The 16848-nt window shown below is 62.2% G+C and carries 15 protein-coding genes; 9 read left to right on the forward strand and 6 right to left on the reverse strand.

Going from position 1 to position 16848, the window contains the following annotated elements; translation table 11 throughout:
- The first annotated feature begins 133 nt into the window (after nucleotides 1-133).
- The 5 genes from C2L71_RS06665 to C2L71_RS06685 all read left to right on the forward strand — a co-directional run bounded on the left by C2L71_RS06665 (nucleotide 134) and on the right by C2L71_RS06685 (nucleotide 5769).
- Complete coding sequence (locus C2L71_RS06665; protein ID WP_103265001.1) at nucleotides 134-922, forward strand: acyl-CoA dehydratase activase; 789 nt, start codon at nucleotides 134-136, stop codon at nucleotides 920-922.
- Between the two features lie 149 nt (nucleotides 923-1071).
- Nucleotides 1072-1677, forward strand: coding sequence for a hypothetical protein (locus tag C2L71_RS06670; RefSeq protein ID WP_129588482.1), 606 nt, complete (start codon nucleotides 1072-1074; stop codon nucleotides 1675-1677).
- 230 nt (nucleotides 1678-1907) lie between these two features.
- On the forward strand, nucleotides 1908-3056 hold the full coding sequence (locus C2L71_RS06675) for an acyl-CoA dehydrogenase family protein (RefSeq protein ID WP_103265003.1): 1149 nt from the start codon (nucleotides 1908-1910) through the stop codon (nucleotides 3054-3056).
- 146 nt (nucleotides 3057-3202) lie between these two features.
- Nucleotides 3203-4771 (forward strand): class I adenylate-forming enzyme family protein, encoded by a 1569-nt coding sequence (locus tag C2L71_RS06680; protein ID WP_170042450.1) that lies wholly within the window; start codon nucleotides 3203-3205, stop codon nucleotides 4769-4771.
- Between the two features lie 26 nt (nucleotides 4772-4797).
- Nucleotides 4798-5769 carry an alpha/beta hydrolase gene (locus C2L71_RS06685; RefSeq protein WP_103265005.1) on the forward strand — a complete coding sequence of 324 codons (972 nt, stop codon included), beginning with the start codon at nucleotides 4798-4800 and terminating at the stop codon, nucleotides 5767-5769.
- A gap of 563 nt (nucleotides 5770-6332) precedes the next feature.
- Here C2L71_RS06685 and C2L71_RS06690 read toward each other — a convergent pair.
- Genes C2L71_RS06690 through pxpB form a run of 5 tightly spaced genes read right to left on the reverse strand, consistent with a single transcriptional unit; the run spans nucleotide 6333 to nucleotide 11045 of the window.
- On the reverse strand, nucleotides 6333-7172 hold the full coding sequence (locus tag C2L71_RS06690; RefSeq protein ID WP_103265006.1) for a putative hydro-lyase: 840 nt from the start codon (nucleotides 7170-7172) through the stop codon (nucleotides 6333-6335).
- Between the two features lie 2 nt (nucleotides 7173-7174).
- Nucleotides 7175-8524, reverse strand: a complete 1350-nt coding sequence (accC, locus tag C2L71_RS06695) for an acetyl-CoA carboxylase biotin carboxylase subunit (protein WP_103265007.1) — start codon at nucleotides 8522-8524, stop codon at nucleotides 7175-7177.
- Between the two features lie 11 nt (nucleotides 8525-8535).
- Nucleotides 8536-9003 (reverse strand): acetyl-CoA carboxylase biotin carboxyl carrier protein, encoded by a 468-nt coding sequence (accB, locus tag C2L71_RS06700; RefSeq protein ID WP_103265008.1) that lies wholly within the window; start codon nucleotides 9001-9003, stop codon nucleotides 8536-8538.
- 49 nt (nucleotides 9004-9052) lie between these two features.
- On the reverse strand, nucleotides 9053-10315 hold the full coding sequence (locus tag C2L71_RS06705) for a 5-oxoprolinase subunit C family protein (RefSeq protein WP_103265009.1): 1263 nt from the start codon (nucleotides 10313-10315) through the stop codon (nucleotides 9053-9055).
- Between the two features lies 1 nt (nucleotide 10316).
- Complete coding sequence (gene pxpB / locus C2L71_RS06710) at nucleotides 10317-11045, reverse strand: 5-oxoprolinase subunit PxpB (RefSeq protein ID WP_103265010.1); 729 nt, start codon at nucleotides 11043-11045, stop codon at nucleotides 10317-10319.
- Between the two features lie 177 nt (nucleotides 11046-11222).
- Between pxpB and C2L71_RS06715 the strand changes: the two genes are divergently transcribed.
- Nucleotides 11223-11936, forward strand: coding sequence for a sulfite exporter TauE/SafE family protein (locus C2L71_RS06715; RefSeq protein ID WP_103265011.1), 714 nt, complete (start codon nucleotides 11223-11225; stop codon nucleotides 11934-11936).
- Nucleotides 11937-12043: 107 nt separating this feature from the next.
- Here C2L71_RS06715 and C2L71_RS06720 read toward each other — a convergent pair whose 3' ends face one another.
- Nucleotides 12044-13489, reverse strand: a complete 1446-nt coding sequence (locus C2L71_RS06720; protein ID WP_157938939.1) for a helix-turn-helix domain-containing protein — start codon at nucleotides 13487-13489, stop codon at nucleotides 12044-12046.
- A 221-nt stretch (nucleotides 13490-13710) separates the two neighbouring features.
- Here C2L71_RS06720 and C2L71_RS06725 point away from each other — a divergent pair, with 221 nt between their 5' ends.
- The 3 genes from C2L71_RS06725 (at nucleotide 13711) to C2L71_RS06735 (ending at nucleotide 16630) form a co-directional block, all read left to right on the forward strand.
- On the forward strand, nucleotides 13711-15453 hold the full coding sequence (locus C2L71_RS06725; protein ID WP_103265013.1) for an FAD-dependent oxidoreductase: 1743 nt from the start codon (nucleotides 13711-13713) through the stop codon (nucleotides 15451-15453).
- Between the two features lie 20 nt (nucleotides 15454-15473).
- Entirely contained in the window at nucleotides 15474-15959 is a 486-nt protein-coding gene (locus C2L71_RS06730) for a cytochrome c3 family protein (RefSeq protein WP_103265014.1), read from the forward strand.
- Nucleotides 15960-16186: 227 nt separating this feature from the next.
- A complete protein-coding gene (locus tag C2L71_RS06735; RefSeq protein ID WP_103265015.1) occupies nucleotides 16187-16630 on the forward strand; it encodes a universal stress protein in 444 nt (147 codons plus the stop codon).
- Nucleotides 16631-16848: the final 218 nt, after the last annotated feature.

Here is a 16848-nt window from a genome sequence, read left to right on the forward strand (position 1 = left end):
GTTCTTCCGCCGTTTCGGCAGCGGGAGAACCCGGAACGGCAGGCGGCTCCCGGGCGCGGGAGATGCCCGCCGCGCGGGGGATCGACCGCCCTGCCGCTTGCAACGATCGCACTGTTCCAAAGGAGGATTCGCCATGACCGAGACGTGGTGCATGGGCGTGGATGCGGGTTCGACCGCGTCGAAATGCGTGGTCGTCGATGCAAACGGCGACATCGCCGCCACGGGGCTGTACGGTGCCGGGGCGGGCACGGTGGGACCGCAGCGTGCCGTGGAATCCGCCTTGTCCGCGCTGGGCATCGCGACCGATGACATCGCATGCATGTGCGCGACCGGGTACGGCCGTCACGTGCTCGAGGGCTCCGATATGCAGGTGTCCGAGCTGTCCTGCCATGCGAAAGGCGCCGCCAAGCTGTTTCCCGGCGCCCGCACCATCGTCGATATCGGTGGCCAGGACGCCAAGGTTCTCTGCGTGGGCGAGAACGGTGCGCTCGAGAACTTCGTGATGAACGACAAATGCGCTGCGGGCACGGGGAGATTTCTCGATGTGATGGCCTCCATCTTCGAATGCACGGTGTCCGATCTTTCCGCGTACGACGCGCAAGCGAACGAAGTGCTTCCCATCTCGTCCACTTGTACGGTGTTCGCCGAGTCGGAGGTCATCTCAAAGCTTGCGCAGGGCCTACCCATCCCGGATATCGTCGCCGGCATTCATGCGTCGGTCGTCGAACGCACCTACGGGCTCATGCGCCGTGCGGGCATTCGACCGCTCGTCGCCATGACCGGCGGCGTCGCTCTCAACAAGGGCCTGCGCAACCGCCTTGCCGAACGCGCAGGGCATCAGATCGTCACCTCGCCGCTCGCCCAGTTCAACGGGGCGTTCGGAGCGGCGCTCTACGCTCGCGAGAACCTCGTGCGAGCTTGAAAGACGCGGATAGCCTGCGGCGGGCCCGTGCCTCGCCCGTTGCGGGTTCCGACGGGAGAAGCGGCCACTCAGCAAAGGGGCAGGCCGTAAACGTTCACGTACTTCGCGTGCAGGCGGGAGCTTTCCGCGAAGGCGACAAGGAGGAAACCATGGCAGAAGAAAAAACAGAAGGAACGTTAGGGCAGTTGCTCATTTTGGCCACGATTCTGGGCATTGCCCTGCCGCTTTGCAACGCCGTCGCGGTGTTGCTGGGGTTGGCGGGCGAGAATCCGATGATGACGTTGTGGCCGGGGTATTTGCCTCTGCTGTTGTTCATGATCGGCCAGGAGCGCACGTTCCGCGACTTCCTCAACATCGTGGCAAGCGGTCTGGTGGGCATCGTGACGGCTGTCGTCAGCCTCCTGCTCATTCACGTCTGCGCGGGCTCGATGCCGGAGTTGGCCGCGATGTTCATCGGCACGTTCGCGTGCATCTTCGTATTCTCCATCTTCAAAGAAATTCTGCCCACGTTCTTCAACAACTACGGCTTTTTGTACTTCCTCGTCTCGTCCACCATCCTTGCGTCCAATTTCGATTTCAGCTTGGCGCTGACCTGGGGCGCTTCGACCATTATCACTACGGCGGTGTATACGACGGTTACGTTCGGAGCCATCGCGCTCATTCTCAAGGTCAAGGCCATGGCCATGATGATGAAGAAGAAGGAGGACCTGACCGAAAGCGAGCTGCAGGTTGTTTTGGAGGCCGCCGGCCAATAGGCCGCTGGCCAGAAGTCCGTTAATCAGGAAGCGCCTGGCCAGGTGATGGCTGGTCAGGAGGCCGCTTCGTTCCATTCTGCGATTGCACGCGGCCGCCCCGACCGATCGATGCGCGAAACGGGGCGGCTCGAAAGCGGCGAAAACCGCCGTGCGAGCGTCATCCGGCACACAGCGATGCGAAACATCGCCTATCTGCCCGTAGCATGCGGGCACAACCAAGGAGGTTTCTTATGGATTTCGGTCTGACTGACGAGCAGAGCCTGCTCATCGAAAGCGTGCGCGAGATGATGGCGCGCGGCAATTACGAGTCCTATTTCCGGGAGTGCGACGACGAAGGCGTCCTGCCCCAGAAGGCCATCGACGATGCGGTGGAACTGGGCTTCGCCGCTCTCGGCGTTCCTGAGGAACTGGGCGGCACGCCCTGCGACGATATCACGAAATTCCTCGTGGCCGAGGAGGCCATCGCGCTCGGCTGGCCGTCGTTGTGCTGGGTGAACCAGTCCCTCGAGGTCGACGACATTCTGTCGTTCGGCACGCCCGAGCAGCAGAAGATCATTTGCGAACTGGGGCTCAAGGGCGTCAAGCCCTTCACGCTCGGCTTCTCCGAACCCCAGGCCGGATCCGACAGCTATGCCGCCACCACCACGGTCAACGAGCGCGATGGCAAGCTGTACCTCAACGGCTGCAAAACGTTCAACACCGGCGCGAACTGCTCGCCCTACATGCTGTGCATCGTTCGCGACTTCAAGAACGAGAACCCCACGCGCGACTTCTCCATGTACCTGATGCGTATGGACTCGCCCGGGGTGAAGATGTCGCAGCTGAGCAAGATCGGCAACAACATGATGCACACCTACGAGGTGTACATGGAGGACGTCGAAGTGACTCCTGACGACCTGGTGGGAAAGCCGGGCATGGGTTTCATCCAGCTCATGAAGAACTACGATGTGGAACGTCTCATGAGCTGCGTGTACAACATCGGCATGGCCCGTTGCGCCTACGATCATGCCGCCAGGCACGCCGCCACGCGCGTCCAGTTTGGCCAGACCATCGGCACCTTCCAGCTCATTCAGGAGAAGATCACCGACATGGCCATAAAGATCGAGAACATGCAGAACATGTGCTACAAGGCGTTGTGGAAGCGCATGAACGGCCAGCCCATCAATATCGACGCGTCGCTTGCCAAGCGCTACACCGGGCAGGCCGCCTTCCAGGTCATCGACGACGCGATGCAGGTCATGGGAGGTATCGGCTACTGCGACGACTGCGTCGTGTCGCGTTTGTGGCGCGACCAGCGCGTCTATCGCATCATGGCCGGCACGGAGGAGATCATGGTGCACACGGCCGGCCGTGCGCTCATCAAGGCGGCGGGCAAGTAAGCGGCATGCCGCATCATGCGCCGACTATCCGGTCGCGCATGCGGGATGCGCGCAAGCTGCGGGCATCCCGCTGCGGGCCGTCGGAATTATATCGAAAGGAAACGCGCGCTCTCTGGCTCAAGCGCAGGCCGTGGAAGGGACGTATCATGTTGAACGATGCCGTGAAGGGCTTTCTGTACCGTATTCTGAGGACCCCGAGCCGCGAGGCGGTTTTCGATCGTGCGACCGGAAAGCGATACGCTTATTTTGAGCTGGGATGCCGGGGCGCGAGACTCGCGAAATATCTGACCGACGACCTGGGCTTGCAGCAAGGTGAGGTCATCGCGCTTTCCGCAGAGAACAATATTGCCTTCATCGACGCCTTCTACGCGAGCCTCATGACGGGCGTCATCATCACCACCTACAACGGGCGATTGCGCGCCGACGACCTCGCACCGCTCATTGCGCGGGAGCGCCCGCGCGTCGTCTTCGTATCCGAAGGGCATCGTCAGAAGATCGAGGAGTCCTGCCGCCTTGCGGACGCGTCATGCGTGCTGGTGTCCCTCGACGGGGAGGACGGTTCCCTTCCTTGCTACTCCGACATCATGGCGGGCGAAATCGGCGCGTGCAGCCTTCCCTCGCTCGACGGCTTTGCCGATTTCGACATCGAAGAGACCCAGCTGCTCGTGCACACCGGCGGCACGACCGGTCTGCCGAAATCGGCCAAGATAAGCTTTCGCGCCGTCCTGTACAACGCGCTGTCCGAGATTCTGACGGTAGGCTTGACGCAACGCGACTGCGGGATAACGTTCCTCCCGTTCTTCCATACCGTCGGCTGGAACGTGACGACGCTGCCGTCGCTTCTAGTGGGTGCACGCATCGTGCTCACCGATTCGCTCGATCCTGGCGTGCTGCTTGAACTCATCGCAAGCGAGCGGCCCACGACCGGTCTGGCGCTCGAGGCGGTGTTTCGCCGCATGGCGGAGCATCCTGCTTTCGCCTCCACGGACTTTTCGTCGTATCGGCTGCTTGCGAACGGGGCGGGACCCATCAGCACATCGACCATGGAGCTGTATTGGAGACGCGGCGTGAAGCTGATCAACGCCTATGGCATGACCGAGACGGGGCCGAACAATTGTTTCTATCCCGACAGCGACGAATCGCTTGAAAGCATAATGCAGCATAGCGATACCGTGGGGAAGCCTATGTGCTTCACCGAACTCAAGATAGTCGACGAAGAGGGCCGCGAGGTGCCGACAGGGACCGACGGAGAGCTGCTGTGGCGCGGTCCGGTCACGTTCTCCGGCTATTGGAATGACCGCGCCTCCACCGCCGGCATCATGGCGGAGGGCGGCTGGGTTCGCTCGGGCGATATCGGGCACCTCGATCGCATGGGATACGTGCATTTGCAGGGGCGGCTCAAGAATATGATCGTAACCAACGGCGAGAACGTGTTTCCCATCGAGATAGAGAACACGCTGAAAGACTGTCCGGGCGTAGAAGAATGCTGCGTGATAGGCGTGCCCGACGCCGAGCGCGGCGAAGTTGCCAAAGCGCTCGTGCACATGGAGGAGGGAGCGGCGTTCGACCGCGACGCGCTCGAACGGTTTGTGCGAGGCAAGCTGAGCTCCATCAAGGTGCCGCACTACTTCGTGGAGGTGGACGACTTCTTCAAGCGTGGCTTGAAGGTTGATCTTGGCGCGATCAAAGAGCGCTATGGGCATGCGGGCGAGTGAAGGCATGTCGGAAGGGAAGATGTCGCATGAACGAGGAGTTTACGATCGAGCATGAGGGAATGGCGTTGTTCTGCAAGCGGTTTGCACCCGACGAGAAGCCCGATGCGCCAAAGCGGGGCCATGCGTCGAGGCTTCCCGATACCGAAAGGCTGTCCAACGCATCGGAGTTGGCTGCCGAGGGCGAATGCCGAGCGAAAGGCGCCGAAGGAAAGGAAGAAGCGGTGCAAAGGAGGCCGCCGATCCTCATGCTGCACGGCGGTTTGGTGGACTGCGATTTCTTCGATGACGCCGCAGCGGTTCTTTCGCGCCTGTTCGACGTGGTGACGTTCGACCGGCGCGGTTATGGCAGAAGCGATGATCCTCCATCCGGCGAGTATTCCCTTGAAGTGCAGGCGGAAGATGCGTACGCGGTGGCGCTGGCGTGCTTCGACGGTCCGTTCATGCTGCTCACTCATTCGGTGGGAGCATCGATCGGCTTAGAGCTCATTGCGCGCCATCCCGAAGCGGTGCAACAGGCCCTCTGCTATGAGCCGCCGGTGCCCAAATGCTTGCCGCCCGGTTCTCCATTGTCTGCTCGCATTGCGAAAGCGTGGGCGAAAACGTGTAGCGGCGTCCCGATCGGATCCATCGGAGATGGGTTTCTGTTCGGGCTAGCACCGAAAGACAATGAACGCGCCTACGAACCGAGTGTGGGCGAGCGTGCTCGTTCTGCGCGCAACACTGCCTGCAGCGCTGCGCATGAAGGGGATATATTCACGCAGTTCCAACCGGACTATGAAGCGCTTACGCGAGTCCCATTGGTTGTCGGCTTGGGCGAGATGGACCGTCACGAACCCGTCGGTGCCATCGTAGAAGCGTTCGCGCAGCGAGCGAACGCGCCCCTGGTGCATTTTCCCGGCGCCCACAATTGCCCCGCCGATCTTCCGTACGATTTTGCCTGCATGGCCGCCGGTATTCTCTTGGCAGGTCGGCCCTTGAGCTCCGACCTGCGATGTTGAGACTAGCTCGTTAACGTTCGCCGGTGAGGGCGCGCATCTGTATCCCTCGTCAGGTGCAAGTCGCCGCACGACTCGTGCAGGCCGCGTCCCCCGTGCTCCGCATTTTGCGTATTGGCTCGGGACGTCTTCCGGTCTGGACTCGCAGTTTTGCACGGAGCGTCACGAACATGGCAGAGAATCAGAGGTATGTGATTTTTTCTGTGCACTATTCGATGGCTAGAAAATTGTGAACTGGGATTATGGTGGAATCCAGCCACGTTTTTGTAAAAAGCTCCTCCGGAAAAGTCACATACCTCTGATTCTCTGCCAAAAACGCCTCATTCGGATGCTTCAGCTTCCGCGTATGCCTCGCTCGTGACGTTTTCGTGTCTCGCGTACCGCACTCCGTGCGCCGTCCGCATCCTGCGTTTCATCCACGGGTGCCACCAGCTTCGCGCTTTCTGCCTCCGCGCGTCTCCTGCATTCCGCATCCTGCATCTCGCGCGCCGTCTGCATCCCGCATCTCGCGCGCCGTCCGCATCCCACGAAGCACAGGCAGCGTGCGGGACGGTATCGCGCTTGCGCTACTCCTTCAGATCCACGTTTTTGGTATCGGTGATGAGCATGCAGCCGGGGGCGTGCGTGATGGCAAAGGGGGGCTTGCTGTTCATGACGATGGACTGGGGCGTGACGCCGCACGCCCAGAACACGGGCACCTCGCCGTCGCGGATGTCCACGGGGTCGCCGAACTCGGGATGGGCCAGGTCGTGCACGCCGATGGCCGCAGGGTCGCCGATGTGGATGGGCGCGCCGTGTACCTTGGGGATGGCGCCGGAGATCTGCACCGCCTTCACCACCTGGCCCGCGGGGATGGGACGCATTGACATGACCATGTTGCCGGACATGCTACCGGCGGGCGTGCACGGTACGCCGGTCAGGTACATGGGCACGTTGCAGCCCATGGTGTTGTGGCGGATCTCGATGCCGGCCTCGATGAGCTCGCTCTCGAACGAGAACGAGCAGCCGATGACGAACGACACCAGGTCGTCGCGCCAATAGTCCTCGACGTTCTCCACCTCGGCCACCAGCTGGCCGTGCTCGTAGATGCGGTAGCGCGGGAAGTCGGTGGCGATGTCGCAGTCGGTGGCGCAGATGGTGGCCTCGCGCGCGCCCACCTCGGTCACTTCGAGCAGCGGGCAGGGCTTGGGGTTGCGCTGCGCGAACAGCAGGAAGTCGTAGGCCTGATCGCGCGGCAACACGATGAGGTTCGCCTGCGCGTAGCCGGGGCACAGGCCGCTCGTCGGCGCCGTGAACGCGCCCGAGCGGATCAGCCGACGCGCCTCCACCGGCGACGCGGCAAGCATCTGCGCCCAGACCTCGTCGGCAACGCCATCGGGCTTGGCGGGAACGGGAGCATTCAACATGATTACACCTCGCCTTTCATGAACCGTTCGATGAAGCTGGTGTCCGCCAGGCCGGCGGCGAACGTCTCGTTCTCCATGATGGCGTACTGGAAATCGAGATTCGTCTTCACGCCCACCACCACCATCTCCTCCAGGGCGGTGCGCATCTTGGCGATGGCCTCGGTGCGGTCGCGGCCGTGCACGATGATCTTCGCTATCATGGAATCGTAGTAGGGCGATATCTCGTAGCCGTCGAAGGCGGCCGTGTCCACGCGCACGCCGTTGCCGCCGGGCAGGTGCATCTGGGAGATGGTGCCGGGCGACGGCAGAAAGCCGCGCTCGGGCTGCTCGGCGTTCACGCGGCACTCGATGGCATGGCCGCGATACGTGATGTCGTCCTGTGTGAAGGTGAGCGGGTCGCCTGCTGCCACGCGGATCATCTCCTGCACGATGTCGGTGCCCGTGACCATCTCGGTCACGGAATGCTCCACCTGCACGCGCGTGTTCATCTCCATAAAGTAGTAGTTCATCTGGTCGTCCAACAGGAACTCTATCGTGCCGGCCGACGTGTAGCCAACGGCCTGCGCCGCGCGCACGGCGGCGTCCAGCATCTCGGCGCGCACCTCCGCGGACAGCGCGGGGGAGGGGCTCTCCTCGATCATCTTCTGGTGGTTGCGCTGCACGGAGCAATCGCGCTCGCCAAGCGCTACCACGGCGCCGTACGTGTCGGCGATGACCTGCACCTCCACGTGGCGCGGGTTCAGCACGCAGCGCTCAAGATACATGGTGTTGTCGCCGAAGGCACCAACGCTCTCGCGCTGCGCGATGGAGAACTGCTCGCAGAAGTCGTCCTCGGACAGGCTCACGCGCATGCCCTTGCCGCCGCCGCCCGACGACGCCTTGATCATGATGGGCCAGCCTACGGCGCGCGCTTTCGCAAGCGCCTCCTCCGGCGCGTGCACCGGCTCCTTCGTGCCGGGCACCACGGGCACGCCGGCCTCCATCATGGTCTTGCGGGCCTGGCTCTTGTTGCCCATGCGGTCGATGACCTCGGGCGCGGGGCCTATGAACACGATGTCGTTCTCGCGGCAGAGCTTCGCGAACGTGGAGTTCTCGGACAGGAAGCCGTAGCCGGGGTGAATGGCCTGCGCGCCGGTTCCCTTCGCTGCAGCAAGTATGGCGGCAATGTTCAGGTACGAGTCGCGCGCGGCGGGCGGCCCTATGCACACGCTCTCGTCGGCTAGGTACACGTGCAGCGCGTGCTTGTCGGCCGTGGAGTACACGGCCACCGTCTTGATGTCCATCGCGCGGCAGGCGCGGATGATGCGGACGGCGATCTCGCCACGGTTGGCGATGAGTATCTTGTCGAACATGGCTCGACCGCCTAATGCGTTTCGCCGGTAGCGATACGGAACAGGGGCTGGTCGTACTCGACCTGCGCGCCGTTGGCCGCCAAGACTTCCACGACGACGCCGGGCGCAGGAGCGGTGATCTCGTTCATCATCTTCATAGCTTCGACGATGGCGAGCGTCTGACCGGAGAGCACCTCCTGGCCCACCTTCACGAAGGAGTCTTCGTCGGGGCTCGGGGCGACGTAGAACATGCCAACCATGGGACTGCGCACGAGCACCGTGTTCTCGTCGGCGTCCTCCACGGCGGCAGCCTCGTGGCTTTCGATCTTGCCCGCCAGGAGCGCGCTCACGCGGTCGGCCATGAGCGGCAGAGTAGTCGACGAGAGCGGCCCGTGGTTGCGCTCCAGTTCGATCTTAGTGTCGCCATCGGCGACGCGCAGAGCGGTCAGTTCCGCCTTATCCATGATGGCGATCAGTTCTTCGATGGCTTTCGTGTCCATGGCGCTTCTCCTTGCGATTCTTCTCAGCTCTGCGGTCGGGTGCGGTATGTCAAGCTGTGTTGTTGCCGTCCTCGTGCGCGCTCGCAGCGTTCGGTGTGCTGCGCTCCTCAACGGGAGCGCCCTCTTCGCGCGGGCCGGCGGGCGCGGATGCTGCGGGCGCGCTTCCTTTTGCTGTGGGTTGTTTGTCGGTTGCGATCGGGGTTCCGGTCAACAGGTTGCGGTTGCCCACGCGCTCCGCCCGGTTCGCGCGGTCGATCCACAGCGTGTCGGCCTGCGTGCGTTCGGCCTGCTTCTCCAGGATGGGGGTCAGGCGTCGTGCGGTCCTGCGCGGGGATATGCCGTCGGCGCTCGGACGGCGCACCTTGAGCGCCAGCATATCGAATCGACGTGCTTCCTCGCGTAGGAGCGCCTGCGCATCCTGCACGGATATGCGCTCGAACCTGACCGTGCTGCCCGGCGGCCGTTGCACAAGCTTCGGGATGTCGACGGTCGCGATGGTACCGATCTTCGCGTAGCCGCCCGTCGTCTGCCTATCCGCCAGCATGATGATAGGCCGTCCATGCGAGGGCACCTGCACAGCGCCGAATGCGATGCCGTCTGATATGATATCCGACCCGCGTTTCGTCTCGATTTCGGGTCCGTCTAGCCGATAGCCCATGCGATCGGACTTCGTCGTGGTCGTGTACGTCCGACCGTAAAATGTTTGGATGCCCGCATCGGTGAACATGTGTTCCTGCGGTCCGGGTATTACGCGCACCGTTACCTCGTCCTCTTCGAAGCCGTAGAACGCATTGTCCCCATCGATGCGGTGCGAACCAAGGTTGGGAAGGAAATCGATGCTTTTCGTTGCGAAGGGCAGGTAGTCGCCTACGACGAGCGCCCGGCCCCGAAAGCCGCCCAACTCGCATTTGAGGTTGGTCGAGCGACTTCCCATGACTTCGGGTACGCGCACGCTGCCGCCTGCGATGGCCAGATATCCGTAGCAGCCGGTTTTAGATGCCTTGAAGCGCAGAATAGAGCCCCGGTGCACCATGATGGCGGTGTAGAGAGGAACCGGTTCCCCGTCGAGCGTAGGAGAGAAATCACCGCCCGTTATGGCAATGCACGTGTTCGTGGTGAAGCGGACCGTGGGGCCGGCGAGGGCGAACTCAACCACGGGGGCGTCGGGGTCGTTCTCGACGAGCAGGTTTGCGATGGTGAAGGCGCGATGATCCATGACGCCGTTCGTCGAGAACCCGCTGCCCTGGTATCCGAAGCGGCCTTTGTCCTGCACCGTGGTAACGACGCCGGCCTTCTTTACGACAAGGCCCATATTACTCGCCCTCCACGACGATGTCGTATGCGTACGTGCCCGCCGCAAGCTGCGCCTCGATAGCGGCGTATTCGTCTGGGGTGATGGGGACGAAGCGCAGGTATTCGCCTGCCGCGTAGAGGATGGGATCATCGCGATCGGGATCGTAGGGCTTGAGCGGGGTGCGGCCGATAATCTGCCAGCCACCGGGTGACGCGAGCGGGTAGACGCCCGTCTGAGCGCCGCCGATGCCCACGCTGCCCGGCTCGATACGGGTGCGCGGCGTGGCGAGCCGTGGCGTATGCAGCCGCTCATCAAGCCCTCCCAGGTAGGCGAAACCCGGCAGGAATCCCAGCATGTCGATGAGGTAGTCGCGCCCGCTGTGCAAAGCGATCACCTCATCGGGTTCGAGGCGGGCGTGTTGGGCGACGATCTCGAGATCGGGGCCGAACTCTCCACCGTAACATACGGGGATGGGCACGATCTTGCGCACGCTCAGGTCGGCTTCGCCCACGTCGCGCAGCTTGCCGCGCAGCGTGGCAGACAACTCGTCGAATGTGACGGACAGAGGATCGTAATACACCATGAGCGAGCAGAACGTGGGGACGAGCTCGGTAACGCCTTCGATGGGATCGGCGGTGAGGTTATCGGCGGCCAGGCGAATTTTCGCGCTCGTCTCTGGCGAGATCACATGCGCGAACTCGAGGTTGAGCGCCGAATCGCCGGCGATGGTAATGCTGAATCCCGCCATGCTCGTCCATTCTGCAGATCAGTGCCGCGCGCTCGGCTGAGAGCGAACGTGGCGTAAGACCGCCGTGCGTTCCACTGTGCGGATCGAGCGCATCGCGCAGCTTGCTTGTGGTCGGTTCCGGCGCGCTTCAGTGCTACACTGGTACGCCGTCGGATAAGTAGTAGGATTGTAGCATATATGGAAAAAGCACTATTCTTGGCGGCGTTCTTTTTCGCGTACACCATACAAGCCGTCACGGGGTTCGCCGGAAACATCTTCGCCATGCCCGTGGGCACGCATCTGCTGGGGCTCCACAGCTCCGTGGCGGTGCTGAACGCTATGGGATTCTTTGCGTGCGGTTTGCTGGCCGTCATGAACATCAAGCATGTGCACTGGCGCGAGCTCGCCAAAATCGTGCTCACCATGCTGCCGTTCGTGCTCGTGGGCATTTGGCTGGACTCGGTGTTGCCGCTCGATGTGCTACTGAAGATATACGGCCTGATCATTTTATTGGTTGGCGCGAAGAACCTGGTTTCGAAGCGCCAGAGGTTCCTTCCCGAGTGGGCGCTGTGGATCGTGCTGGCGCTCGCCGGCCTTATCCAGGGCATGTTCGTGTCGGGCGGAGCGCTGCTTGTCATCTATACGGTGCAGAAGCTCCAAGACCGCCAGCAGTTTCGTGCCACACTGTCCATGGTATGGGCCGTCCTGAACTTTATCTACGCAGGCATCGCCGTGCAGCAAGGCTATTTTACACCGGACGTCGTACAGGTGGTGCTCATGTGCATACCGGCCGCCGTGCTGGCCACTCTCGTGGGTAACCGTTTGCAGCGCCACCTCAGCCAGGAGCGGTTCCTCAAGCTCACCTACGTGCTGCTGCTCTGCATCGGGCTTGTCCTGCTCGTTACGTCGTAGGGCGACGCGAGCGCCGGAACGAAACGAGGGAAGCGGGTCTGGAGGCGGGCGCATCGAAGTCCTGCCACGTGCGGAAGGCACGGGGATCCTTGCCGCGCAGGTGTCCGTCAGACTTTGTTCGGTGCTTTGAAATGCGGGTCGACGTCGCGCATGAGATCGAACAGCTCGACCCGGTCATGCACGTCGAGCTTCTGGTAGATATGGCGTATATGGGCTTTCGCCGTTCCGTGGGCTATGAACATCTCGTCGGCCACTTCGCTCGCGGTCTTGCCTGCAAGCAAGAGGGAGAGGGCCTCCTGCTCACGGGCTCCCAAACCTCGTCCGATGGCGTACGAGGCGACGAGCGACGATACTGCCGGCGACTGCGCGCCGCCACGGTCTTTGAAGCGGTACTTCGAGTACAGCTGGATGGTTCGGTTATTCAAATTGACCAGCGTGCAGGCGATGATGCCGATGATGAGGCAGATGGAGAGCAGTGTCGTGAGAGCTCCGCTGCGGTCGATCGAGCTCATGACGAACGCCGCGGGCCTGCCAAGTAGACAGCCGCCGAACACGGAGAGCAGCAGGAGCGTTGCCAGCTTGTAGGAGCTGAACGCGAATCGGCCTCCGATGTTGCAGAACAGAATGACGAGGTAGGACACGTTCACGGCGCATCCCATGGTGGCCAGCGAGAAGATGAACGACCGGTCAACGTGAAGGAATGAGGCGAACAGCATGCCCGCCACGATGAGTGTGAGCGCAAGATACAGAAGAGAGGCGATGTTGAAGCGTTTTGAGAACAGGGCGACGGCACAAAGCACGAGCGCCGCCGGCCACAGCATGCTCCAGCCGGCATCGGTGTGCCATGATTCCAAGCCTACGAGCGAGACCGAGAGCATGAAGGCGAAGCTGAACAGGAACGCGGTGAGCAGCGGGCCGGCGAGAAACAAAAACGAGGGCCGCTCTCCGCGGTCGAGCCGATTCGGCCGCATCGGCTGCTTTTCGCGGGCATAGGCGAGCGAGAAGCCTGCCAGCACGACCACGGTGCAGTATCCCGCGATCAAGCGGTCCTGGGTCATGCCGAGGAGAAACCAGGAGATAGCGCAGCCGCCGATAATAGACGCGAACAGCGAGAACGCCACCGTTTCTATGGTCTGCCCGACAAAGAAATCGAACCAGCACGGCGCGGCCACTCCCAAGAACAAGCCCATGGAGATTGCCGAGAGGATGAGCGCGAACCCATGCAGGTCGGGTGCGAAGGCCGCCGTCGCCTTCATGACGAGGAATCCGCATGCGGCGAGAGTCGTCACCGTCACGATGGCCGTCCGGCGGAAGCCAAACAACGCGTTTCTATGCAGGGCTGCCAGCACGCAGAGCGCTACCGCGATACTCGTGCTGCAAATCACGTCGGCATATGAAATTCCGAATGCGGTCGTCTTGTAGCCGTTTGTAAAATGCGTGAGCGTGGTGATCGCTACCAGAAAGGACGGCCCGAGAAAGAACCACCTCATATCGGTCGTGCAAGTTTTCAGGACGTTGATCGTCCCCGCGCGCGCCTGATTGAATTCTGCCACGGGCATCCCCTTCCATGCGCCGCATCTCCCCTCGCTGCATTGTCCCATGCGCCGGTAGTTTGCAACAGGCGCGATCTGCTAACCCAGGGGGTTACTGGGAGGGGTTAACCGTTCTTGGAGAATCGTCGCCCTTTGAGCCTGGCTAACCCGTCGAGGCGTCCGCATGATGATGGCGACGAAGGGGGTGCGAGGGGCGCCTCCTGTAAAGGAAGGGGAACGTCATGGGCGACGAGTTCAAGAACAAGACGACGGTATCGAGGCGCGGGTTCCTGAGCGGAGCCGCCGTGCTGGGCGCCGGCGCTGCACTTGCCGGGTTGGCCGGATGCGCTGGAGGGCAGGAAGCCAAGCCGAGTGCGGGAAACGAACCTGCGCAGGGCGAGGAGCCGACCGCCAAATCCGACATCACCATCGAGAAATACTGGGAGGTCGCGCCCGATCCCATATCGGACGACCAGATCAGCGAGACCATCGACTGCGACATCGTGGTATGCGGCGCCGGCATTGCCGGGCTGCCCGGTGCGGCCTTCGCGGCAGAGCAGGGCGCGAACGTGCACGTTCTGGAGAAGGCGGGCACATGGGGCACCGCGCGCCTATGCACGTGTGGGTTCAACGCGAAGTGCCAAGTGGACAACGACATCACCTACGATCGTGACAAGTTCATCACCGACGTGTGGAAGATCACCAACGGCAGCCAAGGACGCATGTCGTCGTATGGCAAGTGGTTCGACAACAGCGCGCCTTACATCGACTGGTTGCAGACCGTATTCCAGTCGAAGGGCTACGATATCGTTCCCCAGCAGGTAACGGGATTCAAAGTGACCAACGATGGCGTCGGGCAGGTGGGCGCGAACGAGTTCTGGGCCACCTATGCAGCCATGATCTACTTCGTCGATAAGGACGGCAAGACCCTGGCCGACGGCGTGAACATCGACTGGACGGGCATCCTTGCCGAGTACGCCGCGGACAACGGGGCGACGTTCCACTACAACACGCCCGCCGTACAGCTGGTACGCGATGAAAGCGGCCGCGCGATCTCGGTGATCGGCGAGAACGAGAGCGGCGAGTACGTGAAGCTGAACGCCTCGAAGGGCATTCTGCTGGCCTGCGGCGACATGGGCGGCGACCGCGAAATGATGGGCTATTTCAATCCTTCATTGCTCAAGACTCGCAGCATCGCCGAGGTCAAGAACACCGGCGACGGCCAGAAGATGGGCATGTGGATAGGCGCGGACATGGACGATTTCGCGGCTGGGGACCTGTTCCCGTTCGTCGCTGTGGACACGAACGGCGAGCGGCCCGAAGCCAAGGACTCCAAGTCCTATGCGGCGGTGGCCAATCTGCCGGTGTTTATGGTGGACACCACCGGCCGGCGTCTCATGCCCGAGGATCTTCCGTTCCAGGCGTGCTCTATTCCCAAGATCACCGCGACGGCCGACGGCTCTGCATGGAGTGTCTGGGACAGCGCCTGGCAGGCGAAGTTCCCCGAAAGCTATCCGAAGGGCGACTATCTTTCCATGAACACGCCCGAGCAGCTTGAGATCGATATCAAGAACGGTATTACCGTGCAGGCCGATACCCTCGAAGAGCTTGTTGAGCAGATGGGCGTCGATCCCGAGATCTTCAACGAGCAGCTCGAACGCTATCACGGCTTCTGCGCAGCGGGCAAGGATTTGGATTTCTACAAGAACCCCCTGTGGCTGACCACCATCGACACGCCGCCGTTTTACGCGTCGCGCCATGTGGTGAGCATCACAAGCACGCGCGGCGGGCTGCGCAATGACGAGCACTGCCGTGTGCTCGACAAGGAAGGCATGCCCATCCCCGGACTGTATGCTGCGGGCAATACGGCCGGCTCGTTCTACGGCAACGTGTACCCGCCGAACATCATGGGCTCGGGCATCGGTCACGGCCAGTGCTTCTCGTGGATATCTGCCAAGGACATGCTCGGCATCGAGTACATTTAATCCGCGGGCAAGGAGCGATCATGGAGCAGAAGAAAGAATGCATGCAGACGATCAGGCTGGCTGTCGTCGCGGTGTTCGCAGCGGTCGCGTTTGCCCTGTGCGCGTGCGCGCCCAGCGGCGAAGGAGGAGGAACGTCGGACGATGCTGCGACGCAGAGCGCGAACGCCCAGCCCGGCAGCATGATGGCCGTGCACACACCGAAGCAGATCGAGGCGATGAACGGCGATTACTCGAAGAAGAACTGCCTGAGCTGCCATCCGCGCGACTCTATCGTAGCCGCGAACGACGCGTACGGCGGCTTGGAGGGAGTCAACCCCCACGCCTCGCATGCCGAATCGTATGATTGCACTCGGTGCCACTCGATCGAAGGCACCTCGGTGTTGGTATGTAACACGGCGTGTCATGGCGGCTATCACAACGACGGCAACGGGTTCCCCCTTCCCGCAGAAGGATGGATGGATCCCACCGACGACATGCCGAGCGCCGATGGAACGCCTGTGAAGTAACCTCGTGCCTGAACCCCGTCCGATGCGCCGGATGCGCGATGGGCGGCAAGCTTTCCCTCCCCGATGGCCCGCGCCCCGTGCGCGGGCCATTCGTAGGTCCGGTTCGGACGCTCGGGACATGCCGAGGCCGGCTCGTCGAGCCGCTCCGGAGAGCGGGGCGTCCTCGCCTTCGCCTATCCAATATGGAGTACAATAAGACTTCGATCGGCACGAAGGAAGGAGCGGTTATGGCACAGCGTTACGGGCGCATCTTCGCAGCACTCGACGGGGCTTCGACTCAGGCGGCGGTGGCGCAGCGCGCACTCGCGCTCGCGGCCGACAACGGATCTCTGCTCACGTTCGGGCATGTGATCGATTCGGTTCCCTACGAGGCGTCGGGCGTCGATTTCGAGGCTCTGTGCGTCGAAGGCAAGAAGCGCATCGAGGAGGAGCTGCGCGACATCCTTGAGGAAGCGCGGAACAATTCGGCCATCCCTGCGGTGGATCTGGTCGTGCGCGCGGGTCGTATCGCCGATACCCTTTCCCGCCAGCTGATCGAGCCGTTTCGGCCCGATCTGGTCATCTGCGGCGAGCGGGGCCTCTCCAACATTAAATACGTATTCGTGGGTAGCGTATCCACGTATCTCATCAGGAACATGCGCTGCGACGTGCTGGTGGTCAAGCAGGAATAGCCGTCGCGCGCTTGCGCGATCCCCTCGCTGCGTTGCCGGATACAGGCGGGCGCCGGCTGGTAGCCGCCGGTTTCAAGTTGCGCGCTCGCCGTCTTTCGTCTGCGTCCGCCTTATCTTCCACCGATCGTGAAGCCTGGTTTCCCGGCTGGAAAAGGCGTAGAATGGCACGTTGAATTAGCGGTGCCCGCGCGGCGTCAGAGCGTTCAGTGGGCGAAAAA

This window comes from Enteroscipio rubneri (assembly GCF_002899715.1).
In the GTDB taxonomy this organism is placed as follows: Bacteria; Actinomycetota; Coriobacteriia; order Coriobacteriales; family Eggerthellaceae; genus Enteroscipio; species Enteroscipio rubneri.